At 60.4% G+C, this 26,324-nt stretch carries 20 protein-coding genes; 5 read left to right on the forward strand and 15 right to left on the reverse strand.

All coding sequences use genetic code 11. From position 1 onward, the window contains the following. Positions 1-30 precede the first annotated feature (30 nt). The 8 genes from OOZ53_RS18370 to OOZ53_RS18405 form a co-directional block, all read right to left on the reverse strand. Positions 31-594 carry an inner membrane-spanning protein YciB gene (locus tag OOZ53_RS18370; protein ID WP_271091152.1) on the reverse strand — a complete coding sequence of 188 codons (564 nt, stop codon included), beginning with the start codon at positions 592-594 and terminating at the stop codon, positions 31-33. Positions 595-730: 136 nt separating this feature from the next. Continuing rightward, positions 731-1,276, reverse strand: a complete 546-nt coding sequence (locus OOZ53_RS18375) for an adenine phosphoribosyltransferase (protein ID WP_271091153.1) — start codon at positions 1,274-1,276, stop codon at positions 731-733. Between the two features lie 96 nt (positions 1,277-1,372). Further along, positions 1,373-2,209 (reverse strand): cytochrome c1, encoded by an 837-nt coding sequence (locus tag OOZ53_RS18380; RefSeq protein ID WP_271091154.1) that lies wholly within the window; start codon positions 2,207-2,209, stop codon positions 1,373-1,375. Positions 2,210-2,235: 26 nt separating this feature from the next. Next, entirely contained in the window at positions 2,236-3,531 is a 1,296-nt protein-coding gene (locus OOZ53_RS18385; protein WP_271091155.1) for a cytochrome b, read from the reverse strand. A gap of 15 nt (positions 3,532-3,546) precedes the next feature. Next, positions 3,547-4,113 carry a ubiquinol-cytochrome c reductase iron-sulfur subunit gene (petA, locus tag OOZ53_RS18390; protein ID WP_271091156.1) on the reverse strand — a complete coding sequence of 189 codons (567 nt, stop codon included), beginning with the start codon at positions 4,111-4,113 and terminating at the stop codon, positions 3,547-3,549. A 194-nt stretch (positions 4,114-4,307) separates the two neighbouring features. After that, positions 4,308-6,179, reverse strand: coding sequence for an ABC transporter ATP-binding protein (locus OOZ53_RS18395; protein WP_271091157.1), 1,872 nt, complete (start codon positions 6,177-6,179; stop codon positions 4,308-4,310). A gap of 93 nt (positions 6,180-6,272) precedes the next feature. Next, the gene (locus tag OOZ53_RS18400) at positions 6,273-8,591 is read right to left on the reverse strand and encodes a mechanosensitive ion channel family protein (protein ID WP_271091158.1); all 2,319 of its coding nucleotides are present in this window, start codon (positions 8,589-8,591) and stop codon (positions 6,273-6,275) included. A gap of 196 nt (positions 8,592-8,787) precedes the next feature. Next, positions 8,788-10,647, reverse strand: coding sequence for an ABC transporter ATP-binding protein (locus OOZ53_RS18405; protein ID WP_271091159.1), 1,860 nt, complete (start codon positions 10,645-10,647; stop codon positions 8,788-8,790). A 469-nt stretch (positions 10,648-11,116) separates the two neighbouring features. On the opposite strand from OOZ53_RS18405, the gene OOZ53_RS18410 reads away from it, so the two are divergent. Further along, a complete protein-coding gene (locus OOZ53_RS18410) occupies positions 11,117-11,581 on the forward strand; it encodes a tRNA (cytidine(34)-2'-O)-methyltransferase (RefSeq protein ID WP_271091160.1) in 465 nt (154 codons plus the stop codon). 96 nt (positions 11,582-11,677) lie between these two features. Here the strand turns inward: OOZ53_RS18410 and OOZ53_RS18415 are convergent, their stop codons facing one another. Continuing rightward, positions 11,678-11,938, reverse strand: a complete 261-nt coding sequence (locus OOZ53_RS18415) for a hypothetical protein (RefSeq protein WP_271091162.1) — start codon at positions 11,936-11,938, stop codon at positions 11,678-11,680. A gap of 168 nt (positions 11,939-12,106) precedes the next feature. On the opposite strand from OOZ53_RS18415, the gene hemF reads away from it, so the two are divergent. After that, the gene (gene hemF, locus OOZ53_RS18420; protein WP_271091164.1) at positions 12,107-13,018 is read left to right on the forward strand and encodes an oxygen-dependent coproporphyrinogen oxidase; all 912 of its coding nucleotides are present in this window, start codon (positions 12,107-12,109) and stop codon (positions 13,016-13,018) included. A gap of 27 nt (positions 13,019-13,045) precedes the next feature. On the opposite strand, the gene OOZ53_RS18425 is transcribed toward hemF, so the two are convergent. From OOZ53_RS18425 to OOZ53_RS18435, 3 genes are all read right to left on the reverse strand, one after another. Further along, complete coding sequence (locus tag OOZ53_RS18425) at positions 13,046-15,844, reverse strand: EAL domain-containing protein (RefSeq protein ID WP_271091165.1); 2,799 nt, start codon at positions 15,842-15,844, stop codon at positions 13,046-13,048. Between the two features lie 35 nt (positions 15,845-15,879). Then, positions 15,880-16,725, reverse strand: coding sequence for a FecR domain-containing protein (locus OOZ53_RS18430; protein ID WP_271091166.1), 846 nt, complete (start codon positions 16,723-16,725; stop codon positions 15,880-15,882). Positions 16,726-16,825: 100 nt separating this feature from the next. Further along, positions 16,826-18,631, reverse strand: coding sequence for an HTTM domain-containing protein (locus tag OOZ53_RS18435; protein ID WP_271091167.1), 1,806 nt, complete (start codon positions 18,629-18,631; stop codon positions 16,826-16,828). A gap of 211 nt (positions 18,632-18,842) precedes the next feature. Between OOZ53_RS18435 and OOZ53_RS18440 the strand changes: the two genes are divergently transcribed. After that, positions 18,843-20,000, forward strand: a complete 1,158-nt coding sequence (locus tag OOZ53_RS18440) for an ABC transporter substrate-binding protein (RefSeq protein ID WP_271091168.1) — start codon at positions 18,843-18,845, stop codon at positions 19,998-20,000. Between the two features lie 24 nt (positions 20,001-20,024). Here OOZ53_RS18440 and OOZ53_RS18445 read toward each other — a convergent pair whose 3' ends face one another. Beyond that, positions 20,025-20,573: a cysteine hydrolase family protein gene (locus tag OOZ53_RS18445; RefSeq protein WP_271091169.1), complete on the reverse strand. Its 549-nt coding sequence runs from the start codon at positions 20,571-20,573 to the stop codon at positions 20,025-20,027. Positions 20,574-20,658: 85 nt separating this feature from the next. On the opposite strand from OOZ53_RS18445, the gene OOZ53_RS18450 reads away from it, so the two are divergent. Beyond that, positions 20,659-21,591 (forward strand): GlxA family transcriptional regulator, encoded by a 933-nt coding sequence (locus OOZ53_RS18450; RefSeq protein ID WP_271091170.1) that lies wholly within the window; start codon positions 20,659-20,661, stop codon positions 21,589-21,591. Between the two features lie 192 nt (positions 21,592-21,783). On the opposite strand, the gene OOZ53_RS18455 is transcribed toward OOZ53_RS18450, so the two are convergent. Continuing rightward, entirely contained in the window at positions 21,784-24,591 is a 2,808-nt protein-coding gene (locus OOZ53_RS18455; RefSeq protein ID WP_271091171.1) for an EAL domain-containing protein, read from the reverse strand. 36 nt (positions 24,592-24,627) lie between these two features. After that, entirely contained in the window at positions 24,628-25,434 is an 807-nt protein-coding gene (locus OOZ53_RS18460; RefSeq protein WP_271091172.1) for a FecR domain-containing protein, read from the reverse strand. A gap of 459 nt (positions 25,435-25,893) precedes the next feature. On the opposite strand from OOZ53_RS18460, the gene OOZ53_RS18465 reads away from it, so the two are divergent. Beyond that, positions 25,894-26,313: a PaaI family thioesterase gene (locus OOZ53_RS18465; protein ID WP_271091173.1), complete on the forward strand. Its 420-nt coding sequence runs from the start codon at positions 25,894-25,896 to the stop codon at positions 26,311-26,313. Positions 26,314-26,324 lie beyond the last annotated feature (11 nt).

The following is a 26,324-nucleotide window of genomic DNA, read 5'->3' on the forward strand; positions in this document are numbered from 1 at the left end:
CCGGCAAGCCCGATCCGAATACACCGCCCTTCAGACCCGCAGCCCCAGCCGGTTGGATTCCGCCCGGATCCTCATCCGCGCCGAAAGCGTGAACTGATAACAGCCGAAAACAAGGATGCCGATCGTGGAGACAAGCTTGTATTGGGCCCAGACATCAACGGAAAAGCCCTGCCGGAAGATCTCGTTGAGAACCGCCAGCAGAACAAACAGAAGGCCCCATCGCAGCGAAAGGATCTGCCAGGCCTCATCGGTGATGGCAAAGACGCGTTCAAAGAGGAATTTCAGCACAGGAAACCCGAGCACGCGGCTTCCAAGGAGCAGGACCGCAAAAACGCCGTCGAGGATCGTATCGGAGACCTGAAAATAGGTGCTGTTGCCGGTCAGGATGCTCGGAACGGAAAAGAACAGGAAGAAGATCGTGCTGATAACCGCGAAGCGCGGCACCGCCCGTCCCAGCCCGTACGACAATGCAAGCAGGACAACCACCAGCAGGGTCATCGCCATCAGCCCGGCGGTAAAGCTGTAATAGTGCTGCACCACAAAAAACGCCAGAACCGGCGCCAGTTCTTCAATGGCGCTGAACAACCAGAGCATGCGCCTCCCACCGGTCAATCATTCACGCAGGACAATCCTGGAACGTCCGCCCGCAAGGCAGGCAGATAGGAACAATCGACTGGGCGGCAAGGGTGGTCGGAAACGACTTTATGGTGCCGACATCGGCGCCAGGCGGTTAATGCCCCTCGAACTCGACCAGCGTGCGCACCGTCACGCCGAGGTCCTCAAGCTTCTTGCGACCGCCGAGATCCGGCAGATCAATGACGAAACAGGCGGCGATAATGTCCGCTCCCATGCCACGCAGCAGCTTGACGGCGCCTTCGGCCGTACCGCCGGTGGCGATGAGATCGTCGACAAGGATCACCTTCTGGCCGCTGGTGATGGCATCCTTGTGCATTTCCATCTCGTCGACACCATATTCCAGGCTGTAGGTGACGTGAACCGTGTCATAGGGAAGCTTGCCCTTCTTGCGGATCGGCACGAAGCCGGCGGAGAGCTGATGGGCAACGGCGCCGCCGAGGATGAAACCGCGCGCCTCGATGCCGGCGATCTGATCGACTTTCATGCCCGCATAGGGATGCACCAGTTCGTCGACGGCCCGGCGAAACGCTTTTGCATTGCCGAGCAAAGTGGTGATATCGCGGAACAGGATGCCCGGTTTCGGATAGTCGGGAATCGTGCGGATGGAACCGAGCAGGGTTTCCTTCAATGTCTGGTCCATCGCCATCGTCCCGTCCCCCAACCCTCCGGTAGCGTCACACATGCAAAAGGCGGCTCAAGGCCGCCTTGGCAATTTCTATCCCTTATGGCGCTCAGGTCAATGCTCGACGCGAGACCAGACCGCTTTCTTGCTGAGGTAAAGCAGGCAGCTGAAGATCAGGATGAAGATCATGACCTTGAAGCCAAGCGACTTGCGCTCTTCCAGCTTCGGTTCGGCCGCCCACATAAGGAAGGCCGAAACGTCCTTGGCGTATTGGTCGACCGTTTCCGGCGCTCCATCGTCATAGGTGACGATTTCGTCGGAAAGCGGCGGCGCCATGGCCAGCGAAACGCCGTTGATGAAATACGGGTTGTAGTAGGTACCTTCCGTGATCTCCACGCCCTGCGGCGGATCCTGATAACCGGTCAGGAGCGAATAGAGATAGTCCGGTCCGCCCTCGGTATACATGGTGAAGATGTCGAAGACGAACTGCGGAAATCCGCGGGTCGCCGCGCGGGCTTTCGCCATCAGCGACAGGTCCGGCGGCGCGGCACCGTTATTGGCGTAGGCGGCGGCCTCGACATTGGGGAACGGGTTGGGGAAATAGTCCGCCAGAATGGCCGCCCGCTCGAACATTTCGCCCTCTTCGTTCGGCCCGTCCGTGACCTCGTATTCAGAAGCCAGCGTCTTCACCTGATCCTCGCTGTAGCCGAGTTCCGTGAAGTTGCGGAAGGCAATGCGGTCCAGCCCGTGGCAGGCGGCGCAGACCTCGATATAGACCTTCAGGCCGCGCTGCAGTTGGCCCTTGTCATAGAGGCCGAAAGGGCCGGAGAACGACCAGTCCTGTTCCCGCGGCGCCTTGGCGTATTCGCTGTCGCCAGCGGCCATGGCAACACCTGTGCCGAGGCCGGCGGCCATGGCGAGCGACAGAAGTGTCGAGACGAGTTTTTTCATCTTATCTGTACCTTTCTGACGCTTCATCAACCGCGGTCTTCCGGAGCGGCGGTTGCCGCTTCAGGCTTGCCGCCGCCGCTCTTTTCAAGCACCGAATCGGTGATCGAATTCGGCACCGGCCTTGTTTTCTCGACCAGGCCGAGCAACGGCAGGATCGGGAAGAAGAACAGGAAGTAATAGGCCGTGCCGATCTGTGCCATGACGACGTAGGTCCCTTCAGCAGGCTTGGATCCAAGCCATCCGAGGAAGACGCAGTTGGCGACAAACAGCCAGAAGAACATCTTGTACCACGGCCGGTAGACGGCCGAGCGCACCTTGGACGTATCGAGCCACGGCAACAGGAAGAGGATCAGGATCGACGCGAACATGGCAAGCACGCCGCCGAGTTTCGAATCGATCGGCCCGATGTTGAATGTGATGGCGCGCAGGATCGCGTAGAACGGCAGGTAATACCATTCTGGCACGATGTGGGCAGGCGTCACCAGCGGATTGGCCTCGACATAGTTGTCGGGGTGGCCGAGATAATTCGGCATGTAGAAGATGAAATAGGCAAAGACCAGCAGGAACACCATCGTGGCAAAGGCGTCCTTGATCGTCGCAAAGGGCGTGAACGGCACCGTATCCGTCTTCGATTTGACCTCGACGCCCGTGGGGTTCGTCTGCCCCGTTACGTGCAGCGCCCAGACATGCAGCACCACGACGCCGGCAATCATGAACGGCAGCAGATAGTGCAGCGAGAAGAACCGGTTGAGCGTCGGATTGTCCACCGCGAAGCCGCCGAGCAGCCACTGCTGGATCGGCTCGCCGACCAGCGGGAATGCGCTGAAGAAGCCGGTGATCACGGTCGCGCCCCAGAAGGACATCTGGCCCCAGGGAAGCACGTAGCCCATGAAGCCGGTCGCCATCATCAGCAGGTAGATGGTCACGCCGAGGATCCAAAGGATCTCGCGCGGCGCCTTGTAGGAGCCGTAATACATGCCGCGGAACATGTGGATGTAGACGGCAATGAAGAAGAACGACGCGCCGTTCTGGTGCATGTAGCGCAGCAGCCAGCCCGAATTCACGTCGCGCATGATGTTCTCGACGGAGCTGAAGGCACCAGCCGTCGACGATGCGTAATGCATTGCCAGAACAATGCCGGTAAGGATCTGCGCGACCAGCATCACCGACAGGATCGCGCCGAACGTATAGGCGTAGTTCAGGTTGCGCGGCGTCGGATAGGCGACGAAGGAATCATACACAAGCCGCGGCAGCGGCAACCGTGAATCGACCCATTTCTCAAAACCGGTTTTCGGTTCGTATGTTGAATGTCCACCACTCATGGATCAGTCCCCTGCTTAGCCGATCTTGATTCTTGTATCGGAGATGAATTCGAACGGCGGAATCGGAAGATTCTCCGGTGCGGGACCGCTGCGAATCCGGCCGGCGGTATCGTAGTGCGAACCGTGGCACGGGCAGAACCAGCCGCCAAAATCGCCGGCCTGGCCGAGCGGCACGCAGCCCAGATGGGTGCAGGAACCGATCATGACGATCCAGTTTTCGCGACCCTCTCCGGCCGACCGGTCGACATCGAGCGCCGGCGTATCGGGCGCGAGATTGGCGTTGCGCGCGGCCTGATCCTTGAGATCCTCAAGCGGCACGGCATTCGCTTCCTCGATTTCCTTTTGGGTGCGGTAGCGGATGAACACCGGCTTTCCGCGCCATTTGACCGTGATCGACATGCCTTCTTCGATGGCCGAGACGTCAACTTCGATGGTGGAAAGCGCCAGCGTTGTGGCGTCGGGCCGCATCTGGTCGATGAAAGGCCATGCCAGCGCGCCGGCTCCGATGACGCCGGTCATGCCGGTCGTCAGATAGAGAAAGTCGCGGCGTGTCGGCTCGGCAGTTGTATCGTGTTCGCTCACGGTAGTAACCATCCTCTGCGCATACTCATTGGCATGGGAAAGCCCGCCGCGTTTCCGCTACCCCTTACGCACGGCAGAGTCCCCTTATTTGGCCGGTTTCTAGGCTGCTTCTTAGAATATGTCCAGCCTGCTTGACCGACCAGAGGCACATTGCCGCAAGTTTTTGCCACAAGAGAGCAAGGGCGCGACCTGATTCACCGCTCCGCGACCATCGAATTGCTGATGAACCCGCCCGATTGGCGCGCCCACAGCCGGGCATAAAGGCCGTTGCGCATCAACAGCTCTTCATGGCTGCCATCTTCCACGATACGCCCCTCATGCATGACGATGAGGCGGTCCATCCGGGCGATTGTCGACAGCCTGTGGGCAATCGCGATGACCGTCTTGCCCTCCATCAGTTTGGTCAGGTTTTCCTGTATCGCCGCCTCGATTTCGGAATCGAGCGCCGATGTTGCCTCGTCGAGCACGAGAATCGGCGCGTTCTTGAGCATGACACGGGCAATGGCGATGCGCTGGCGCTGGCCGCCGGAGAGCTTGACGCCGCGTTCGCCAACATGCGCCTCGAGGCTGGCCCGGCCATTCTGGTCGCGCAGATCCTTGATGAAATGCCAGGCTTCCGCCCGCTCGGCTGCCTGTATGATCTCGTCCTCCTGTGCGCCGATGCGGCCGAGCATGATATTGTCGCGCACGGAACGGTGCATCAGCGAGGTGTCCTGCGTAACCACGCTGATATGGGCGCGCAGCGAGCTTTGCGTGACCGCCGCAATGTCCTGCCCGTCGATGGTGATCCGCCCCGATTCCAGATCGAAGAAACGCAGCAGCAGATTGACCAGCGTCGATTTCCCTGCCCCTGAAAGCCCGACGAGGCCGACTTTCTGGCCGGGTTCGACGGTCAGTGAAACATCGTCGATCACCGCGCTGCGGCCGCTATACCGGAAACTCACATTTTCAAAACATATGCGGCTTTGCGCCACATTGAGTTCGCCGGCGTCTGGCTTGTCCTGAAGCGTGATCGGCCTGTTGAGCATCTCCATCGAATTCTGGATCGTGCCGTAATTGCGCATCAGCCCGTTGAGCTGCGTCATCATGCGCCCCAGCAGCAGGCTCAGGCGCAGCACCAGCGAAAGGGTGAAGGCCACCGCGCCGACGCTGATCTGACCGCGCAGCCAAAGATCGATGGAGATATAGGCGATGGCGCAGATCATGATGCCCGAAAGCGCCGCCAGCGACACCCGCACACCGGTCAGATTGCGGGTGAACGGGATGACGGCAGCGATAAACTGGTCGAAACCTTCCTTGATGTAGCGGTCGTTTTCGTCGTCGCGCCCGAAGAGCTTCAGCGTCTGGATGTTCGAATAGCTGTCCACCAGCCGGCCGTTCAGCATCGAGGCCGCTTCCGCCGTGGTCTTGGACATATGCCTGATGCGCGGAACGAAATGGCGTGCGACCAGGGCGAAAGCCGCGATCCACAGGGCCACCACCGCGGCGAGCCGCCAGTCGAGCTGCGCCACCAGCAACAATGTCGTCACCGCATAAATGGCGATAAACCAGACAACCTGCAGCAGCGAGACCATGAAATCGCCCACCGCCTGGCCCGATTGCCAGACCTTGGTCACCACCCGGCCGGCAAAATCGTTCTGGAAGAAGGAAAGGCTCTGGCGCGCGATGCGGCTATAGGCCTGCCAGCGCACGAGATTGAAGAAGCCCGGCACCACTGTCTGCTCTTCGACGATGGTCACCAGCGGCGCAACGACGAACCGTCCGACAAGCACCACCGACAGCATGAAGAGGAGTTCCGGGCCGTGCTGCTCGCTCAGCCCTTCCCAGCCGGCTTGCGGATCGGCGCTCTCGAGAAGATCCACCAGCCGCCCGACAAAATAGAACAGCGCCACTTCCAGGAGCGCGACGGCGCCGCCCAGCGCCAGCATCACGACGAACGGCCATTTTGCCTGGCGAACGAACTGCCAGAGGAATCCGACCGCACCGCCGGACGGCTGCACCCAGCGCCGGTCGGCAAACGGATTGATCCAGCCCTCGAACAGTTGGAAGAGTCTGCGAACGATCATGGCCGGGAAAATAGTCCCGCGCCGGTTCGTCCACAATGGTTCAGTTTACCGAAGCAGGCCGGAGCCGGCGGGCAAAGGCCGGCTTGCGCGCAATCACGCCGGTTTTGCGCCGGCCTCGACCATCTCCTGTTCGACCTGTTCCTGGATTGCAGCCTGTGCCGCGGCGGCCGCGCCGCTTGCGCCGGCATTGTCCTGGCTCTCTTCCGCCTCCGGCATCTTGACGCGTACCTCGCGCCGCGCGAACTCGATACCGTTTTCGGCAAAGATCTTCTGCACACGTGCGTAGACATCCTTGCGGATCATCCATTGTTTGCCGGGCTTGGCCATGAACTTGCCGCGAACGATGATGCCGACATCGTTGACATCATAGACGCCCTGCGACTTGAAGGTCTGGATGATGTCCTCGGCATAGGGGGCCTCCATGATGTCCTTGCCGATCTGCTTGAACAGCTTCTTGACCTTGTTGACATCCGTATCGAACGGCACGGTGAACTTCAGCTTGACGATCACCCAGTCGCGCGAATTGTTCGTCACCTTGGGGATCTCGCCATAGGGAATGGTGTGAACCGGTCCCTGGTGGTGACGCAACTGCAGCGAACGGATCGAAATGCGCTCGACGGTGCCCACCGTTCCGTCGATCTCCAGATATTCGCCGACGCGGAAAGCGTCATCGAACAGGAAGAACAGGCCCGATACGATGTCGCGCACCAGCGTCTGCGCGCCGAAGCCGATCGCCAGGCCGACGATGCCGGCACCGGCCAGCAGCGGCGTGATGTCGATACCCATATTGCCGAGCGCAATCAGCACGGTGATGGTGATAATCGATACCTGCGCCGCAATCTTGACCAGCGGCAGCACCGTCGAAAGACGCGTACCGCCGACACCACCGCCCTCGCCGCCGCCCGGCTCCTCGGCCTCAAGGTCGAGGCCGGCCGCCGTTTGCTCGTCGGCCAGCTTGCGGTTGATCCAAAGCGTCACCACTTCCCAGACCAGGTAGCCGGCCGCCACGATGAACAGGATTTCGAACATGTTGGCGGCGATGCGCACGCCCAGCCCGGCGGTCGCCAGGTTTGAATAGTCGATGTGCCAGACATTGGCGATGGCAACAACGATGAAGGTCGCCAACAGAGCCCGTCCGATGCGCACATAGCTGCGTTTTGTCGATCTGTAGGCCGCCTCCGCCAGCGCCCCCTCGCCGCGCATCGGCGGCACGAGATGTTTGACCAGGCCGCGCACCATCGTGTCGAACACCGGGGCAAACAGCAAAATGCCGACCGTATAATAGCCCTGCCCGTCATCGATCAGATCGAAACGGCCGGCGGCAAGGATCATTTCCACCACCAGCCAGGTCAGCAGGACGGAAACAATAGCGAACCAGGGGTAAGCGAGGGCGACACCCCGTTCGAGCATGGTGGCTTCGTCATCACCGCCCAGGACGATGGACGAGAGGCCATGCCGCGCCCGGTAGAGCGTATAGCAAAGCCAGAGGATGGAAATGAGGAGCAACCAGAAGCCGAGGGCGGAATCGGTAAACGGAATTCCCTGCAATTCCTGAAATCCGATGATTACATTGGCCAAACCGATCAGCAGGATGATGCCCAATTGCTGCCGGAAGATGAATTTTGCCGTCCAGTCATCTGTCGTGACCAGCCGCAGATCGGGCCGTGTGGGCGCAAACAGAAACCGGGTGATGGCGATCGACAGGCGCGGCATGACGATAAGATTGGTCATCAGCAGCGGCAGCAACGGCCGGTCATTGACCGGTGCGAGCAATTCGATGACGGCGCGCGTGACGGCAAAAAAGACCAGCAGGCCCCCAAGCTCCAGAAGCAGTCGCTTTCCAAGCACTTCAAGCGTCTGAAGCAGGCCGTCGGGGGCCTGCATATCTTCGATCTGCCGGCGCCATTTCGAGGCCAGGCGCGTGACCACGTTTTCGGCAAGCAGGCCGATGACGATTGCAACCGCGAAATAGGCGGTCACCTTGAGCAAGCCGCTGCCGCCGCGTTCGTCCACATATTGCGTTCCGGCCTCGTGCAGGCGCGAAAGGATTTGCGGAATGCCGAACACGGCATCTTCCACCAGGCCAACGACGCCGAGCAGGGAGGAGCCGAGAAACTCCAGCGTTCCGGGCCCCTGCGCGCCACTCGCGCCTTCCTGCGCAGCAACCGCGTCCAGACGTTCAAGCAGCAATTGCCGCACCTGCTGATCGCTCAGAGTCGAGACAAGCTGGCGGATGGTTTCCGGGGTCAGATCCTTCGGAAGTGCGACCGGCACCGCACTGTCCGCCGCCTCGTCGGAGCTGCCGGACACGCCGGACAGGCTCACCTGGGCAGAGCCCGGCACAGAAATGGCGCCCAGCATGACAGCCATGGCAAGCAGCAAGGCCGTGAAATGATAAATCTTTGATTTCATACCGTTTGCGACAGCCGAGCCGCCGGCTCCAATCCGTTTCACCGGTCGCAAACATACCTGCAATCGGCACCCCGGCAAACCGCCAATGTCGTGTGAAAGGCCAAAGCCGCGGCCTGCAGCCGGATTTGCGTCATGATATCAGCCATCCCGGACAAAGATCCGGGATGGCTGGTTTTTTGGGCGCGAAACGGGCGTCCTATTCGGCGGCAGCGGCGTCTTTGTCTTGCGGATCGCTGTCGATGAACCCGCCCGACTGCCGCGACCACAGATCCGCGTAGAGACCCTTGGCGCGGACGAGTTCGGTATGGGTGCCGGTCTCGACGATATCGCCGGCATCGAGCACCACCAGCCGGTCCATCTCGGCGATGGTCGACAGGCGGTGTGCGATGGCGATCACTGTCTTGCCCTCCATCAGCGCGAACAGGTTCTCCTGGATGGCCGCCTCGACCTCCGAATCGAGCGCCGAGGTGGCTTCGTCCAGCACCAGGATCGGCGCGTCCTTGAGGAACACGCGCGCGATGGCGATGCGCTGGCGCTGGCCGCCGGACAGCTTGACCCCGCGCTCGCCCACATGGGCATCGAGGCCGGTTCGTCCCTTCTGGTCGACGAGCTCGGGAATGAAGTCCCAGGCATTGGCGCGTTTCGCCGCGTCAATGATCTCCTCGTCCGTCGCGTCCGGCTTGCTGTAACCGATATTGTCGCGGATCGACCGGTGCAGCAGCGAGGTATCCTGCGTGACGACGCCGATCTTGGCGCGCAGGCTGTCCTGCGTGACCTCCGAGACATCCTGGCCGTCGATCAGGATCTGCCCGGCCTCCAGATCGTAGAACCGCAACAGGACATTGGTCAGCGTCGTCTTGCCCGCGCCGGACCGGCCGACAAGACCGATCTTCTCGCCCGGCTCGATGGTCAGCGACAGATCGTTGATCACGCCGCCATCCTTGCCGTAATGGAAACGGATGTGCTCGAACGCGATCTTGCCCTTCGACGCCTGCAGATGCGTATCGGGCCGGGCATCGTTCACCTGGTGCGGCTTGGAAAGCATCGACATGCCATCGATGACAACGCCGATATTCTCGAACAACGCCGAGACTTCCCACATGATCCAGTGCGACATGCTCGACACCCGGAGCGCCAGCGCCATCGAGGCGGCGATGGCGCCGACCGAAACGCTGTCAGCCAACCAGAAATTGATCGACATCGTGGCCATGACGAACAGCAGCAACGCATTGTTGGTGTAGACGATGCCGTGGAACAGCGTCACAAGCCGCATCTGGCGGTGGACCGTGTCCAGAAAATCGGACATCGCCGCCCGCGCATAGCCTTCTTCGCGGCCCGCATGGGAGAACAGCTTGACGGTCGCGATGTTGGTGTAGCTGTCGACCACGCGGCCGGTCATCATCGAGCGGGCATCGGCCTGTTCGCGCGAGATGCGCTTCATGCGCGGCACGAAATACATCACCATGCCGATATAGATGGCGCTCCAAACGACCAGCGGAACGGCCAGCCGGATGTCCGTTGCCGCGACCATGATCAGCATGGTGATGAAGAACACCACCACGAAGACCAGCACGTCGAGCACCTTCATCACCGCTTCGCGCACCGCCAGCGAGGTCTGCATGACCCGTGTGGCGACCCGGCCGGCAAACTCGTCGGCGAAGAACGACAGGCTGTGACGCAGCAGGTAGCGGTGCATCTGCCAGCGCCCGATCATCGGATAGTTGCCGATCAACGTCTGGTGCATCACCAGCGACTGGGCCCACACGACCAGCGGCAGGCCGATCAGCACGAGGGCACCCATCCAGAACAGCCGGTTTCCCTCTTCGGCCAGGAAGGTTTCCCGTGACGAATGCGACAGCCAGTTGACGATATCGCCGAGGAACGCGAACAGGAACACCTCGCCCACCGCGATCAACGCGGTCAGGAACGACATCAGTGCGAGCCACGGCGCCGCTTCCTTGGAATAGTGCCAGCAAAAGGCCAGCATCTTCTGCGGCGGCTGCCCGGAAGGCGCTGAGGGATAGGGATTCAATTGTCTTTCAAACCAGCCAAACATGAGTCAGCCTCTTTGAAACTTGGGCAGTGAACGCTTTACGCAAGGGGTCTTTGGATTGACCCGAAAGCCTGGGCTTTCATATGGCGCGATTAAATTTCAAAGCGAACAGTCGCTGCCGAATGGGAATTGACCTGGCGGGGCGCAAGGGTGCACCTCGGATAGCTGGGTCAGCGATTGTTTGGGATTCGGTGTGCTTCTAAATCATGGAAGCACGCAACCGGACCGCAACATTGCCATCGCGCGGCATTCGCGCCGATGGAAGGAGATGTCGAAACTGATCTGTCAATGACCCCTCCTTGGTTGGAATTCGGTCCACGGTGCAACCCTTTATATCGATTCGACTCCGATTTCCACCGTCGATCTGGCGGCAAGGCATCCTGGGCGCTCCAACATCGACCGGTGTTGCAGATTGGCCACGCCGCCACAAAGCGCGTTTGCGTTTCCGGATCAGTCGCTTAAGAGATACGCGATGAAATACGATCTGCGAATAGCGCTGTTCCAGCCGGACATTCCCGGCAACACCGGAACCATACTGCGCATGGCGGCATGCCTGGGCCTTGCCGTCGATGTAATCGAGCCGGCCGGCTTTGACATGTCCGACCGCGCCCTGCGCCGCGCCGGCATGGACTACCTCGAACAGGCGGCGCTGACCCGCCACCGCGGCTGGAAGAGCTTTCTCGAGTGGCGGCAATCCGGGAACCGCCGGCTGATCCTGGCCTCCACCAAGGCGGATTTGTCCTACAGGCGTTTTTCATTCTCGCCCGGAGACATATTGTTGTTCGGGCGCGAGAGTTCCGGCGTACCGGATCATGTTCATGCTGAAGCCGACGCGCGGCTTCTCATTCCGATGGTCAAGGATCGCCGCTCCCTCAATCTCGCCGTGTCGGCCGCGCTCATTGCCGGCGAAGCGATCCGGCAGGTCGAAGGGCCCTAGATTTGGTCGTTCAACGGCTAGGCTGTGGAGACCATTTAACTTATGCGCCGGTTTGCCCGGATTTGCCCATGAGCGGCCCATTCGTCGTCGAATATGCTAGTCGGCGCTGGGCAGCCTGCGCATGGTGAATTCGATTTCATCATCCGGCAATTGGCGCCAGCTTTCCACCTCGGTCCAGTAAGCCGCCTTGGGCCAGGACCGGAACCATTCCTGCGCCTTGGCGCGCGCGTCGCGGCGCGGCAGTCGGAATGTTTCGCGAATGAACGAATCGCCGCCGGACGCGCCCCGTTCTCTCCGGCTTTTGCGGATTTGCCGGCGCAGCCCTTCCATGGGCGGGACTTTAGGAACCTGCTTCATAATCAGCACCCTATGCCCGATAATAAGGGGGAACCGGCCGCTTGGCGAGTCCATGCGTATGCAGAAATACACACGCTACACTAACTGTGTAATTTAGCCGCCACATCTATGGTGTCGGATGGTTGGACCTGCTAAGGAGAGCCGGGGACGAACTGGGGACATTTGTTGATGGAAAGGCCGAACCTTCCGCTCGGGCATCCGGCTGGGCTGGAAGAAAAAAAAGCGAAGGCACGTATCTGGTTCGAGACGCTTCGCGACGCCATATGTTCGACTTTCGAGCAGCTTGAGGACGAGGTGAGCGGGCCCTTGGCGGACGATCCGCCCGGCCGGTTTGTTCGCACGGACTGGCTGCGCGATGAGGGCCAGGGCGGCGGCGGCACCATGTCCATGATGAGCGGCCGCGTCTTCGAGAAAGTCGGCGTTCACACATCGACGGTTCACGGCGAATTTTCCTCCGAATTCCGCCAGCAGATCCCCGGCGCGGAGATCGATCCGCGTTTCTGGGCCTCCGGCATCTCGCTGATCGCCCATCCGGTCAATCCGAACGTGCCCGCGGTGCACATGAATACGCGCATGGTGGTCACATCGACGCAATGGTTCGGCGGCGGCGCCGATCTGACACCGGTGCTCGATCGCCGCCGCGTACAGGACGATCCGGACAGCCAGCTGTTCCACAAGGCCATGGAGGTCGCCTGCGCGCGCCACGAGGTGGCCGACTATCCGCGCTACAAGAAATGGTGCGACGACTATTTCTACCTCAAGCACCGGGACGAGCCGCGCGGCATCGGCGGCATCTTCTTCGACTGGTTGCGCACCCGCGACGCCAAGGGCGGCTGGGACGCCGATTTCGCCTTCGTCCAGGATGTCGGACGCGCCTTCGCGGTGGCCTATCCGAAGCTCGTGCGGCGCAATTTCAACATTCATTGGGACGAGGACGACCGCAACGAACAGCTGATCCGGCGCGGCCGGTATGTCGAGTTCAACCTGCTCTACGACCGCGGCACGATCTTCGGCCTCAAGACGGGCGGCAATGTCGAGTCGATCCTGTCATCCATGCCACCGGCCGTGCGCTGGCCTTAGGCTGAAAAATCGCATTGATGGAAAAGCTTATACGGCCGTCTTGAGGACGGAAGAGCCCTTTTCCACGAACCAGCTACGGATTTCGGCTGCTGTCTGCGGCTTGCCGAACAGATAGCCCTGGATCTTGTGGCACCCGATGCTGCGCACCAGTTGATACTGGTCTTCCGTCTCGACGCCTTCGCACAGGACTTCCATACCCAGCCCCTCGCCCAGCACCTGCGCCGCAAAGATCACCGATTGATCGCGCGACGACTGCGGCAGGCCGCGCATGAAGGTCTGGTCGACCTTGATCTTGTCGACCGGAAAGCTGGCGATATAGCCGAGCGACGAATAGCCGGTTCCGAAATCATCGAGGGCCAGCGACACCCCGAGCGCCTTCAGAGCCTCCAATTGGGAAAGCAGGTCCTCGGTCGCGGTAAGGAAACTCGACTCGGTCAGTTCAAGTTCAAGCCGGTGCGGCGGCAGGCCGCTCGCGGCCAGTGCTTCCCGGACGTCCTTGACAACCCCGCCGCGCAACAGCTGGGTCGGCGAAACATTGACCGATACGGTAACATCCTCGGGCCAGGCACAAGCATCCCTGCAAGCCTGGTTGAGGATCCAGCGCCCGAGCTGGACGATGATGCCGTTCGCCTCGGCGATCTCGATAAATTCGCCGGGAGAAATCGTCCCCAGCTCCGGATGCGTCCAGCGAAGCAGCGCCTCGGCGCCGGCCGGGCTGCCGTCTTTCGTGTGCACCTGCGGCTGGTAGGCGACCCAGAACTGTTTGCTGCCGTCCTTGACCGCGCTCTGCATTTCACGCTCGACGAGGCGTGCACGCTGTAGCTGCTGGGCGTGGTTCGGATCATAGTAGGCGATCCCGCCGCCGCCCTGTTTACGCGCCTTGTCCAGTGCCAGTTCGGCGTTGCTGATGAGGTCGTCAGCCGTCTGGGACGGCAGGTCCACCGCTTCCGACAGACCCGCGTAGAAATCGGCCGAGACCTGCATTCCGTTCAGATTGTAGGGTTTGCTCAGTTCCTGTATCACCGCGCCCGCGATATACCGCCCACCGGACTTGCTGAGTTCGGAAGCGTTGTGAAAGGCAAATGTATCGGCATCCAGGCGCGCCGCTTGCGACACCGGCAGGCCGATCTTGGTCAGCCGGTCCGCCACCGCCTTTAATAGCCCGTCCCCCGTCGAACGGCCGAGCGTGCTGTTGAGCGATTTGAATCGGTGAATATTGATCACCACGACGGTTACTTTGCGGCCGTCTTCGGCGACTGTTTCCAGGAACCGGTCGAGATATTCGACATATTCACGCCGGCGCATCGCGCCGGTCAGGTCGTCATATTTCGAAAGATATTCGAGTTTGTCGCGCTGCGCACGCTCGACGCTGACATCGCGGGCGGCGACCGACGCGATGATCGGACCGTTATCTTCCCCGTGCCCGGTTCCCGAAAGTTTCGACAGCGTGATCGTGTATTCAACGACCCGTCGACCCGTCTCCGCCCTGGCCGCGTGGAATTCCGCTTCGCCGGTCACGTGCCTGTCGCCGGTGTGGCCAAGCGTCATCCGCAGGTCGCGCGCCAGCGCTTGCGGAAGCGCGTCGATCACGTCCACCGCAGCGTTCTGTTCACCGTCGATATCGAACAATGCGCGGAAATTGTCGTTGATCTCCAGGATACGCCCATCACAATCCACGACGAGGAAGCCGTCGGCACTGTCCGCAAAGACCTGTCTGAGCACCCGCCGGGTGTTGAGGCTTTCAAGGCGCGAGATGCGCAGCAGGAGCGATATGATATTGAACTCACTCGCAACCGCGAGCAGGGAAAGCCCGACAATGGCGATATGCACCTGAACCGTCGCCAGCACTATAGCGGAATTCGTCTGAAGATAGACACCGACCGCTTCCGTCAGCAGGGAAAGCACCGCAAGTATGGTCAGCCGCACAACGATCCCGAACCGCGCCGTCAGAAGCGCTACGGCCAGGACAAGAAGAACCAGCGCCGCGTTCAGCCATTTGCCCGACGGCAACATAATGCGGTTCTGGAGCAGGGTTTCCGCCGCCAGCACCTGCAACAGCGGGCCTGAAATCAGCGTGTGAACCGGGACGGCGAATGTGTCCCTGAGTTCGATAGCATGCGCACCAACGATAATCGATTTATCGCGTAGCGCTCCTTCCGGCAAATTGCCGGACAGGAGGTCGGTCACGGAATAGGTCGGAACGCTTTGCGGATCGATCGAGAAATCGATCCCGAAATATCCGGTCTTCATCTCCGGAATGCCGGCCAGGATCGCCGCCGCCGACGGAATGATCTCGCCCTCTACGCTCGTTCCGTAAGCATACTGACGCACTGCACCGTCGGCATCCGGGCTGACCTGAACACTGGCAAGCCACGCATCGTTGCGGAACATTTCGTGAGGCAGCGAGCGGACAAGCCGGGCTGCACCGCTATCGGTAGCTGTACCGGGCTGGGCGAATGTCGGGAATACGACCGATCCGCCAGCTTCCTGCAAAGCCGAAAGCAGCCTTCTGTCTTCCACCGCCGTGGAGCGGCTGCTGAAGTCAATGTCGAAAAGGATATCGGCGACATCGTTCTCGACCAGCCTGCCGATCAGGTCGGCATGGACCGAGCGCGGCCAGGGCCATATGCCGATCCGGTTGAGGCTCTCGTGGTCGATGGCAATGAACGCAATGTCTCCGGATGCGTCTCGAGGTGCAAGCTCGGCACGCTTTGCGTCGACGCCATGCTGCAGACCGTCAAAGACGCCCAGTGTCTGGAGCCAGATCACGCCCAGACAAAGGATCGCCTGCGCGGCGATGCGCGCTATGTTCGGCGGGAGCTTCATTGCGACCGTCTACCGTTTGTCCCCGACACCCGCGATCAGCGGCCGTTGCCGTTTCCGTTGCCGTTTCCGTTGCCGTTCCCGTTCCCGTTTCCGTTTCCGTTTCCGTTTCCGTTTCCGTTGCCGTTCCCGTTTCCGTTCCCGTTGCCGTTGCCGTTGCCGTTCCCGTTGCCGTTGCCGTTCCCGTTGCCGTTGCCGTTACCGTTTCCGTTGCCGTTGCCGTTGCCGTTTGCATTGCCATTGGAATTGCCGTTTGCGTTCCCGACGGATGTCAAGCTGCCGAAAATAGCGGCCAGCACGGACTCATTGGTCTTTCCAACCGAAACTTCGGCGGTGGCCGCACTACCGACATTGGCGCTTTGGCCGGCGCCGACATCGACGGATTTACCGCCACTATTGGCCGTAACGCCGACAACGCCACGCTGAACCGAGACTTTTGCCGCCCGTTGATTGACATCCACCGTGAACCTTGTGCCCTTCACGACGGCGGCAAGAAAAGGCGTTTTGATCCGCACATGTTTTTCTTTGCGCGTCTCGACATCCAGCAGCAGGCTGCCGAACTGCTGACGCAGCAGGGTCTTTTGTCCGCCCTTGCCATGGCTGACCAGCGCGGCCAACGTATTCGGCTTGTAAAGGATCATCTCTTCGCCACGGCTGAGTTGCAGCCGGCCGCGACGGCCCGTGTGAATCCAGCTTGCTTCCGGAATACGCATGCCGCGTGTGATCGGATGCCAGTTTTTGCTGTCGACCGTATAGTAAGCCGGCTTGCTGACCCGCGAAGCGATCCAGTCTCCTGCAATGGCGTTCACAGCCAGGCCAAATATTAGCACGGCTGACAACAGCACAATCTTGCACAACTGGCGCATGCTCAGCGTATATGTCATGAAACTACCCCCTAAACTGGGGTGGATTATGCAATATCATTGCTAATAATGGATTGAATTTATTGATTTACATAATATTGCCGACTACCCATCTAGAGTATTAGCCGAGACAATCATGCAACCACACGTCCCGTTGCTCGACAACTCGGGGCACATCCGGCGGCGGCGTGAACTCTACATTGAACACAATGGAGAATGTCGCCAGTTGCGCGGTATCCGGATGGGCCGCTTTCCATGTCCGGCACAAATAGCGCGCATAGTTCAGTGCGAGGAATTGGTCGACCGGGTTGTAGGACTGGTCCTCGAGGTTGGACAGGAACTTGCGCCAGCGGTAATTACGGTAGACCGAAGAAACCACATCCGGTCTCGAAGTGTCCGCGTCACCCTCCAATTGGCGATAGACATCCACGACGGTCCCATCCGTCAATTTACCCTCGATGACAGGCCATGGACTTGTCAGCTCCGGATGCGGCGCGAACATTGTCCAGTACTGAAACAGCCCGAGGGCCTGCCGAACGATCACGAACCGGTCCGGCAAGGTCCAGTTCACGGCCGGCAGGGTTGCCACATTCTGGACCGTTATGAAGATAAGGAACACACCGGCGAGACCATTTGTCATCCAGCCGGCGCGTCGCGGGATCGTCCGCCAGGGCAGCAGGCGCTCCGAGATACGGGCCAGCCGCGCGCGGTTGGCCGCGATGCGATCATAGGATCGCTCACCCAGCCACACGACGGGCCGCACGCCCGTCGCGAAGGCAAGCGGCCGCAAGACCGGCGAGCCGCGCACGAGCTGCCGCATGGCGTTCCACTTCAGGAAACTGCCCTGGTCGCTGGTAACGACCCAGGAATTGTTTTTCTCGAGCAGCGGGCCGGCTGTCGGATCGTCCTGTGCCGGCCTGATGGGCGCATCGCCGAGGAACAGGAAGATGCGCAGGACCCTGCACGCCTTCAGGCAGAACGTGCAGTCCCGGTCGTACCAGATCGCCAGTGCCTGCATACGCCGCCGCGCCGCCCATTTTGCCAGTCCATCCCAGACCCAGCCGGGCAGGAAGGTCAGGTTCATGATGATCGAGATGACCGGGAAAAGCCCGATCTCCAGGCACATCATGAAACCCAGATGCATGGTGATGAAGGCGCACATGAGCACTATGCGCAGGCTTCGGTGAAAGAATGGCGAGAACATCAGGATCGGACCGATCAGTTCCAGCCAGTAGACATAATAGGTCAGCGCTTGCAGCAGCGGCTCGAACTGGCGAAACCACAGCCCGAAGGGCGTTACCATGTAGTCAAGGTTCAGCGCATAGTAGACGGCGGTGCCGTCCGGCATCCAGCGTGCATCCGACTTCAGGAGCGCGCTGAACAAATACATCGACATGCCCTGCACGAGCAGTGCCAGCGTTGCGGTCGAGAAATAGCGGTTGTTGACCTTGTCCGATGCCGGATCGAGTGCCGCATCCACCGAATAACGCGCGCCGAGTGGCAGAAACATCGCCCAGAAGGTCAGAAGCACCGCAAGATTGTCTTCGCCCGAAAGGATGAAAGTATTGCGGTTCTGCACCGAGATCAGCAGGATCCAGCTCGCTATGACGGCGAACCGCGTCTTCCATCCGATGATCATCATAAGCGCGGCGGCAGCGGCGACGGCGAAGAGAAAACCCTGGTAGAAGCTCGATCCGTTTGCCAGGTGCAGCGAATAGGAGCCGAGCGAAAGGTAATCCATCTGCACGGCGCGCGGCATGACGCCCAGATCGGAATAATGCGCCGTCAGATCCCGCAGTCTCAGGCAGATATCCGCCAGCAGATAGAAACCCAGCAATATGCGGAACAGGGCCAGGGTCCTGAGGTCAATGCCAAAAATCTGCCGAAAGCCGGCGGGCCGGGACCAGCCGCTTGTCGCATTACCCATCTGTCAAGTTGCCCCGTCCTGTCGGCCTGCGGAAACCGCCCCGTTTCGCATATGGTCTTTTGCGACAATGGCACATGGCCTTTGACCATTTGTTAACGCTGTTTGCCGGCTGGGAAAGCCAATGACGCCGTGGTCACAAGACTGACAAAGTGTCGCTGGACAACGCTGCGTTGTGATTTAGACTCCGGGTTGAAACCACGGAGGTTTGCCGATGCGCATTGCAGCTCTCACAGGCTTGTTCGTCGCCGCCGGTCTTTTGATCGCGGCGACATCCTCCGCAATGCAGGGACCGATCCGCTTCGGCGCCGTCTACAATCTGTCCGGCGACTGGGGCGCCTACGGCATTCCTTCCTCGCGCGGCGCGAAACTGCATGTCGAGCAGGTCAACGGCAAAGGCGGCGTTTTGAGCCGGCCGATCGAGCTGATCGTCAAGGATGCGGGCGGCACGCCGGAGGGCGCTGCCGCGGCCGCCACGGAAATCCTGGCTGAGGCACCGGATGTGCCTGCCCTTTTCGGCCTTTCGGGCAGCGACCAGGCACGCACGGCGGGCGAGGTCTCCGCACAGTCCAAACGTGTCTTCCTCACATCGGGCGCGACATCCCCGCAATTGCCGTTCCAGGTGCCGGGCTTTCTTTTTCTTGCCTGTTTCGGCGACAACGTACAGGCGGCTGCCGCTGCACAATATGCCTATGAGACGCTTGGCGCCCGCTCGGCCACGATACTATACGACGCCAGCCACACCTACACGCGTCTGTTGCAGGACTATTTCAGCAGCAGTTTCAAGGCGCATGGCGGGCAGATCGTCTCGGCCGTCAAATTCCAGGGCGCCGACAAATTCGCCAGCGCGATCACCCGCGCATCTGCGGCCGACATCATCTTTGTTGCGGCAGAGACTCCGGCCGACGCCTTCGCCTTCGCCAGGGCCGTGCGCGAGAACGGATTTGATCAGCCGATTTTCGGCGGCGACGGCTATGACGGTGATTCGGTCTGGAGCGCCGATCCTGCCCTCAAGGACATCTATTTCACCACCCACGCCTATTTTGCCGACGACAATCCGTCCCCCCGCGCCCAGGCATTCGCCAAGGCCTACGCCACCGCCCATGACGGCGCCGTTCCGGACAGTTTTGCCGGTCTGGGTTACGACGCGGCCGGTCTGCTGGTGGCGGCAATCGAGAAGGCCGGCTCTTCCGAGCCGGACAAATTGCTGGACGCGCTGGCGACGATCGAGAATTACCGGGGCGTGACCGGCACCATCAGCTATGTGGACGGCAGCCATGTGCCGCGAAAATCGGTGACGATCCTCAAGATTGCAGACGGCAGGCGCAACTTCATCGCCGCGTTCACGCCGACCGAGATCCCTGCCCCCTGAGACGTCCGGCAGGCCGGGATATTTCTAGTCGCCGAGAAAATCCCCAGTGGTGACGACCTTGGCATAGCTCATGGCAAGGGGTGCCATGAAGGCGGCATGCACCTGGCCGGCGTCCAGCGTAACGCCGCCGAAGGAGGCCTCCTTCGCGCCGCACGCATCCTCGACAACGGTCACGGCATAACCGAAGTCCGAGGCCGCGCGCGTCGTGGCGTCGATGCACATCTGGCTCATGGCGCCGCAAATGACGACGTCGGTGACACCCGCAGCATCCAGATCCTGTTTCAGGGACGTGTCCTGGAAGCTGTTGGCCTTGTGCTTAAGGATGACAGGCTCGCCAGGCTGCGGCGCGACGGAGCTGTGATGCTGTGCGCCTTCCGATCCCGGGCGGAAGAACGGTGCCTCATCGGACGGAATTTCGTGGCGGATATGGACGATCGTATCGCCATTGGCGCGGGCATCTTCCAGAAGCCGCGCCGCATTTTCCGCCGCCCGTTCCATCTTGTGGACCGGCCAGGCGCCGTCTTCGAAATAGTCGTTCTGAATGTCGACGAGGATGAGTGCTTTCTTGGACATCGGATTCTCCTTTGCAGCCTTTGTGCCGCAACGGGCGGCAAATGAACACTGGCGTAAATGACATTTGATATGCCATATTCGCCAAATGACCCAATTCTCTGACGATGCTTCCGTCGCTATCCTCGCCTATCCGGGCGTTCAGATGTCCGCGGTTCTCGGACTCGCCGACCTATTCATGATCGCCAGCGGCAACAGCAACCGCGCAGACGGGCCGGAACTGACGGTCACGCAACTGACCTTGCCGGCCAGTGCAAAAAGCAACGATTATGACGCGGTGATCCTGCCGCCAAATCTCACGGGCGCCCGGGGAGAGGACGCCACTGACATTCTCCGATGGCTGAGAAATCAGCATGCGACCGGCACCATCATGTGCTCCGTGTGTGCCGGCGCTTTCTGGCTCGGCCATGCCGGATTGCTTTCCGGACGTCCCGCAACCACCCACTGGGCCCTGGAGGGCGAATTCCGCGCAGCCTTCCCCGACGTTGAGCTCGCTGCCGAACATCTGCTCGTCGACGACAACGATATCGTCACGGCCGGCGGGCTGATGGCCTGGGTGGATCTTGGCCTTTTCGTCGTCAACCGGTTTCTTGGACCTCAGACCGTCTCGCAGACCGCGCGGCACCTGCTTGTCGATCCGGGCGGACGCGAACAGCGCAACTACCGCAGCTTCCGCCCGCCGCTCGGCCATGGCGATGCGCCGGTCCTGAAGGTGCAGCACTGGCTGGAGGCCCATTGCGAGACGGAGATTTCGGTCAAGGACATGGCCGCCCGCTCGCATCTGTCGCCACGCACCTTTCTGCGCCGTTTCAAGGCAGCCACCGGATACACGCCGATCGCCTATCTCCAGAACCTGCGGATCGAGAAAGCACGCGGTTTGCTCGAACGCACCCGCATCCCCGTCAATGAGATCGGCTGGCGCAGCGGCTATGCCGATCCGTCCGCCTTCGGCCGTCTCTTCCTCAAGGCAACCGGCCTGACACCGGGAGAGTATCGCGGCCGATTCGGAGTACAGAGTTAATAATTAACTGATTTATTGTTTATAATTAATAGAAAAAAGAGTAACTAGAGAGTCGACAGAACGCCAACCACGGCTACAGATGCAGAGTTGATATCCCTTGATGCATGCAGCGAGCCATGCCTGGCGCAGCCCGCCACATGCAACAGTGCACCAGGCCAGTCGCAAATCGTTCGTCTTATCTTGTCTTATGATTTAACCGGCATCCTTCAGAGCTGAGGCGCGCCGATCCGCGAACCATTGAAGAATGTCCACCGCAGTCATTGGCTCTCCGAACAGATATCCCTGCATCTTGTGACAGCCGATGCTGCGCACAAGCTGATACTGCTCTTCGGTCTCGACGCCCTCGCAAAGGACTTCTATGCCCAGCCCCTCACCCAGCACCTGCGCGGCGAAAATGACTGATTGGTCGCGGACCGATTGCGGCAGCCCCCGCATGAAGGTCTGGTCGACCTTGATCTTGTCGACCGGGAAGTTGGCGATATAGCCAAGCGATGAATAGCCGGTGCCGAAATCATCGAGCGCCAGCGACACGCCGAGGGCCTTCAGTTCCTCAAGCTGGGACAGAAGTTCATTCGTCACCGTAAGGAAGTTGGATTCGGTTATCTCCAATTCCAGCCGATGCGGCAGGAGGCCGCTGGAGGCAAGCGCGGCGCGGACATCGTCGACAACGCCGCCGCGCAACAGCTGTGTCGGCGAAACATTAACCGCCACCGTAACCTCTTCAGGCCAGGCCCGCGCATCCTGGCAAGCGCGGTTGAGCACCCAGCGCCCGAGTTGGACAATAAGGCCGGTGGCCTCGGCGACATCGACGAACTCTCCGGGCGAGATAAGCCCCATTTCCGGATGCATCCAGCGCAGAAGCGCCTCCGCGCCGGCGGGGCTGCGGTCTCTCGTGTACACCTGCGGCTGGTAAGCTAAATGGAACTGATCGATCCCGCCTTTGACGGCGATCTGCATTTCCCGCTCAATGAGCCGCGCGCGCTGCAGTTGCTGCGCATGGTTCGAGTCGTAATAGGCAACGCCGCCGCCGCCCTGGATGCGGGCCGCATCCAGCGCGAGTTCCGCGTTGCAGACGAGGTTCTCGATCGGTCGGGACTGCGGGCCCACCGCCTCAGCGAGGCCCACATAGAAATCAGCCGAAACCTGCATACCGTCCAGGTCGTATGGCTTGCTCAAGCGACGGATAATAGCGGCGGCGAGATGACGACCATCGCATTTGCCCGATTCCGAATGACTGTAGACGGAAAACGTATCGGCATCCAGCCGCGCCGGTTCGGAGACAGGCAGGTTCAGCTCCTTCAACCGTCGCGCCACGGCCGACAGCAAAGCGTCGCCGATGGAGCGCCCAAGCGTGCTGTTAAGCGCCTTGAAGCGGTGAATATTGATCACCATAACGGTTATTCTGCTGTCCTCGCCAGCGGGCGATGCGAAGCTGCGGCCCAACCGCACGACATATTCGCGCCGCCGCAACGCGCCGGTCAGATCGTCGAATTTCGACAGATATTCCAGCTTGCTGCGCTGCGTGCGTTCGATGCTTACATCACGCGCCGTGACCGAAGCCACGACAGGGCCCTTTTCGCCGCCGTCCGGGCGATCGGACCTTACCATTTGTGAAAGGGTAATGGTGTAGTCGATAATACAGCGGTTGCTTTCGGCTTCGCCGGTCTCGAACGCCAGTTCACCCCTGATATGCCGGTCGCCGGCATTTTCGAGTATCGATTTCAGGTCGCGTGCCAGAATTTCGGGCAATGCGGCAAAAATGGTTTCCTGCGAGTCTCGGTCCCGGGCAATATCGAACAGGCTGCGGAAATTATCGTTGATCTCCAACACCCGGCCTGCCTGGTCCACAATCAGGAATCCGTCGGCGCTGTCCGCGAAGACCTGGCCGAGCACCCGCTTCGTATTGAGGTTTTCAATGCGCGAGAGGTGCAGCAGCAGAGACTTGAGGTTGAATTCACTGGCAACCGCAATCAACATCAATACGGCGATGGCGGCATGAGCCGGCGCGGTCGAAACAACAATGGCAAGATCCTTTTGCAGGAAAAATCCGGCGGCTTCCAGGAACACGGCCAGCGTCGCGAGCGCAATCAGCCGGTAGGCAAGGCCGATACGCGCCGATACAAGCATCACGGCCAGCGCCAAGAGCACCAGCGCACCGTCCAGCCAGATGCTCGACGGCATCAAGATGCGGTCCTGAAGCAACGTCTCAGCAGCCAGCACCTGCAAAAGCGGGCCCGAAATCAGTGCGTGCACCGGAACAGCGAAGGTGTCTCTCAACTCCAGCGCGTGCGCCCCGACAATGATGGATTTGTCGCGCAGCGCTCCATCGGGAACCTTGCCGGCAAGCAGATCGGTCACGGAGTAGGTCGGCACAGAACCCGGATCGATGGAGAAGTCGATCCGGAACCGGTCGGTCTTCATCTCCGGAACACCTGCCAGGATCGCGGCGACGGAAGGAATGATCTCATCGCCTACTCGCACGCCAAAGTCATGATTGTGGACTTGCCCGTTCGCGTCGGGCACGACCTGAACGCTTGCCAGCCAGATGTCATCGCGAAACATTTCATGCGGCAGTGTGCGGGCAAGGCGCGCCATGCCGGACGCGTCGACGCGGTCCGGCTGTGCGAATGTGGGGAACACCACCGACCCACCAGCCGCTTGCAATGATTCGAGCAGCCTTTCGTCCTCGCCGGCGGTGGAGCGGCTGCTGAAATCGATGTCGAAAACGATATCCGCTGCTTCGTTCGCGACAAGCGCATCGATCAAACGGGCATGCACCGATCGTGGCCATGGCCAGACGCCGATTTGCCGCAAACTCTCCTGATCGATGGCGACAAAGGCTATTTCACCCGTGGCAGCCCGCGCTGCGAACTGTGCCCGCCTTTCCTCGATGCCATTTCGCAGGCCATCAAAAGCACCGATTGCATGCAACCAGATCACGCCAAGACAAAGGATCACCGGCGCGATGACGCGCACCATATTGGGCGTGAAGGTCGTCACCGCTTTCCGCAGCCGTCGACGGGCGGACAAAGAAGATCAGTCGCCATCATCATCATCATCATCATCACCATCTCCGCCACCGCCTGTGCCCCCGGTACCACCAGTTCCGCCGGTTCCCCCGGTGCCGCCGGTTCCTCCGGTGCCGCCGGTTCCTCCGGTACCGCTTGTGCCGCCAGTATCACCTGTGCCACCGTCCCCGGTCCGACCTCCACTGTATTCCCGGCCGCCATCGCCATCTTCATTGCCAACCCGGCCTGAACTGGCAGCGAAAGACTTCGCGTCTGTCCTCACGACGGAAACTTCGGCCATATTGGCACCTGAGACGGTAGCCGTGTGACCGGAACGCACATTTACGGCCTTGCCGCCACTGGACGGCGAGACTTCAACCAGACCGCGCTTTACGGAAACCTGGGCGGATCGCGAATCCACGTGGACCGAAAACCGCGTGCCCTTGACCACCGCGGCCAGGAACGGCGTGTCGACTCTGACATGCTGATGATTGCGGGTTTCAACATCGAGAATCAGCGTGCCGAAGCGCTGGCGAAGTTCCGTTTTGCCCGCGACCCGGCCACGATTGATCAACGCGGCCAGCGTATTCGGCTTGTACATGATCATTTCGTCGCCACGTCTGAGCTGAAGCCGCCCACGTCGCCCGGTGTGGATCCATGCTGCGTCGGGCAGCCGCATGCCACGGCGGATGGCGAACCAGTTTTTGCTATCGACCGTAAAATAGGCAGGTTTGCTGACCCGGTGCGCGGTCCAATCCTGTGCAATGGCTGTTATAGGTGCCCAGAACAGAACAACCAATGCGAAAAGCACTCTTTGGGTACTGCGCGTCAACATATGTCGCCCCTCTACATACGAATATCACCTTAAGGTTGTACATTCGTCACCTTAAAGTGATATTAATGCAGAGATAAGATATTGTTATAATTGAGAAAAATATAAAGACAATATATTAATTACATAACAAATAACATGTCTTTGGATCCAAAATATTAGTTATGCGGGTAAATTTTCGTCGAAATTATTGCAGCCAATGGCTGAACAGGCCCGGTCAAGACAGTGCTTCATCAAGTTCCAGACAGTATAAGGCCAAAAGTCCGCCGAAACACGCACGCGGGCGTGCTCTGCCATCTGCCTCTTTGACCTGACTGTGCCCTGTCGGATCAAACCATCCGATTTCTCCCGGCGTCGTCGAAATTCCTGCTCCACCGTGCTATCGGTTCGGAATCAAACAACCGCATTGTCCGGCACGGTCATGCAACCCGGCTGATGGACCGGACTTTCTGGGAGGACACCGTGACAGCAGATGACGATGCAATCGTTCGGATGAAGGCCTTTTTGTCCGAGGCCTTCGCGCCCTGGGTGCAGCAACTGAGCATCGAGCCGGTGGCGGTTACCGAAACTGGCGCCGTCTTCAAAATACCGGCCAGCGACACGCTGGCCCGCACGGGCGGTATCGTCTGCGGCCAGGCGCTGTCGGCGATTGCCGATACGATCGGCGTCCTTGCCCTGATCGGCCACAACAATGACGAGCGCATCATGACCACGGTCGACATGACCACCCATTTCATGCGGCCGGTCATGACCGGCGATGTGGAAGCAACCGTCACGCTTTTGTCAAACGGCCGGCGCATGGCCACTGCCAGGATCGACATCCGTCAGGCGGGCAATCCCAAGATCTGCGCCGGCGCGACATGCGCCTACGCCTATGTCTGAGGATGGTTGCC

The organism is Allohoeflea poritis, from assembly GCF_027889715.1.
GTDB lineage: Bacteria > Pseudomonadota > Alphaproteobacteria > Rhizobiales > Rhizobiaceae > Hoeflea_A > Hoeflea_A poritis.

Excerpts from the sequence above, each read along its gene's own strand:
- OOZ53_RS18370 (WP_271091152.1), bottom strand. The coding sequence starts at position 594 with ATGCTCTGGTTGTTCAGCGCCATTGAAGAACTGGCGCCGGTTCTGGCG.
- OOZ53_RS18375 (WP_271091153.1), bottom strand. The coding sequence starts at position 1,276 with ATGGACCAGACATTGAAGGAAACCCTGCTCGGTTCCATCCGCACGATT.
- OOZ53_RS18380 (WP_271091154.1), bottom strand. The coding sequence starts at position 2,209 with ATGAAAAAACTCGTCTCGACACTTCTGTCGCTCGCCATGGCCGCCGGC.
- OOZ53_RS18385 (WP_271091155.1), bottom strand. The coding sequence starts at position 3,531 with ATGAGTGGTGGACATTCAACATACGAACCGAAAACCGGTTTTGAGAAA.
- OOZ53_RS18395 (WP_271091157.1), bottom strand. The coding sequence starts at position 6,179 with ATGATCGTTCGCAGACTCTTCCAACTGTTCGAGGGCTGGATCAATCCG.
- OOZ53_RS18400 (WP_271091158.1), bottom strand. The coding sequence starts at position 8,591 with ATGAAATCAAAGATTTATCATTTCACGGCCTTGCTGCTTGCCATGGCT.
- OOZ53_RS18405 (WP_271091159.1), bottom strand. The coding sequence starts at position 10,647 with ATGTTTGGCTGGTTTGAAAGACAATTGAATCCCTATCCCTCAGCGCCT.
- OOZ53_RS18410 (WP_271091160.1), top strand. The coding sequence starts at position 11,117 with ATGAAATACGATCTGCGAATAGCGCTGTTCCAGCCGGACATTCCCGGC.
- OOZ53_RS18415 (WP_271091162.1), bottom strand. The coding sequence starts at position 11,938 with ATGAAGCAGGTTCCTAAAGTCCCGCCCATGGAAGGGCTGCGCCGGCAA.
- hemF (WP_271091164.1), top strand. The coding sequence starts at position 12,107 with ATGGAAAGGCCGAACCTTCCGCTCGGGCATCCGGCTGGGCTGGAAGAA.
- OOZ53_RS18425 (WP_271091165.1), bottom strand. The coding sequence starts at position 15,844 with ATGAAGCTCCCGCCGAACATAGCGCGCATCGCCGCGCAGGCGATCCTT.
- OOZ53_RS18430 (WP_271091166.1), bottom strand. The coding sequence starts at position 16,725 with ATGACATATACGCTGAGCATGCGCCAGTTGTGCAAGATTGTGCTGTTG.
- OOZ53_RS18435 (WP_271091167.1), bottom strand. The coding sequence starts at position 18,631 with ATGGGTAATGCGACAAGCGGCTGGTCCCGGCCCGCCGGCTTTCGGCAG.
- OOZ53_RS18440 (WP_271091168.1), top strand. The coding sequence starts at position 18,843 with ATGCGCATTGCAGCTCTCACAGGCTTGTTCGTCGCCGCCGGTCTTTTG.
- OOZ53_RS18445 (WP_271091169.1), bottom strand. The coding sequence starts at position 20,573 with ATGTCCAAGAAAGCACTCATCCTCGTCGACATTCAGAACGACTATTTC.
- OOZ53_RS18450 (WP_271091170.1), top strand. The coding sequence starts at position 20,659 with ATGACCCAATTCTCTGACGATGCTTCCGTCGCTATCCTCGCCTATCCG.
- OOZ53_RS18460 (WP_271091172.1), bottom strand. The coding sequence starts at position 25,434 with ATGTTGACGCGCAGTACCCAAAGAGTGCTTTTCGCATTGGTTGTTCTG.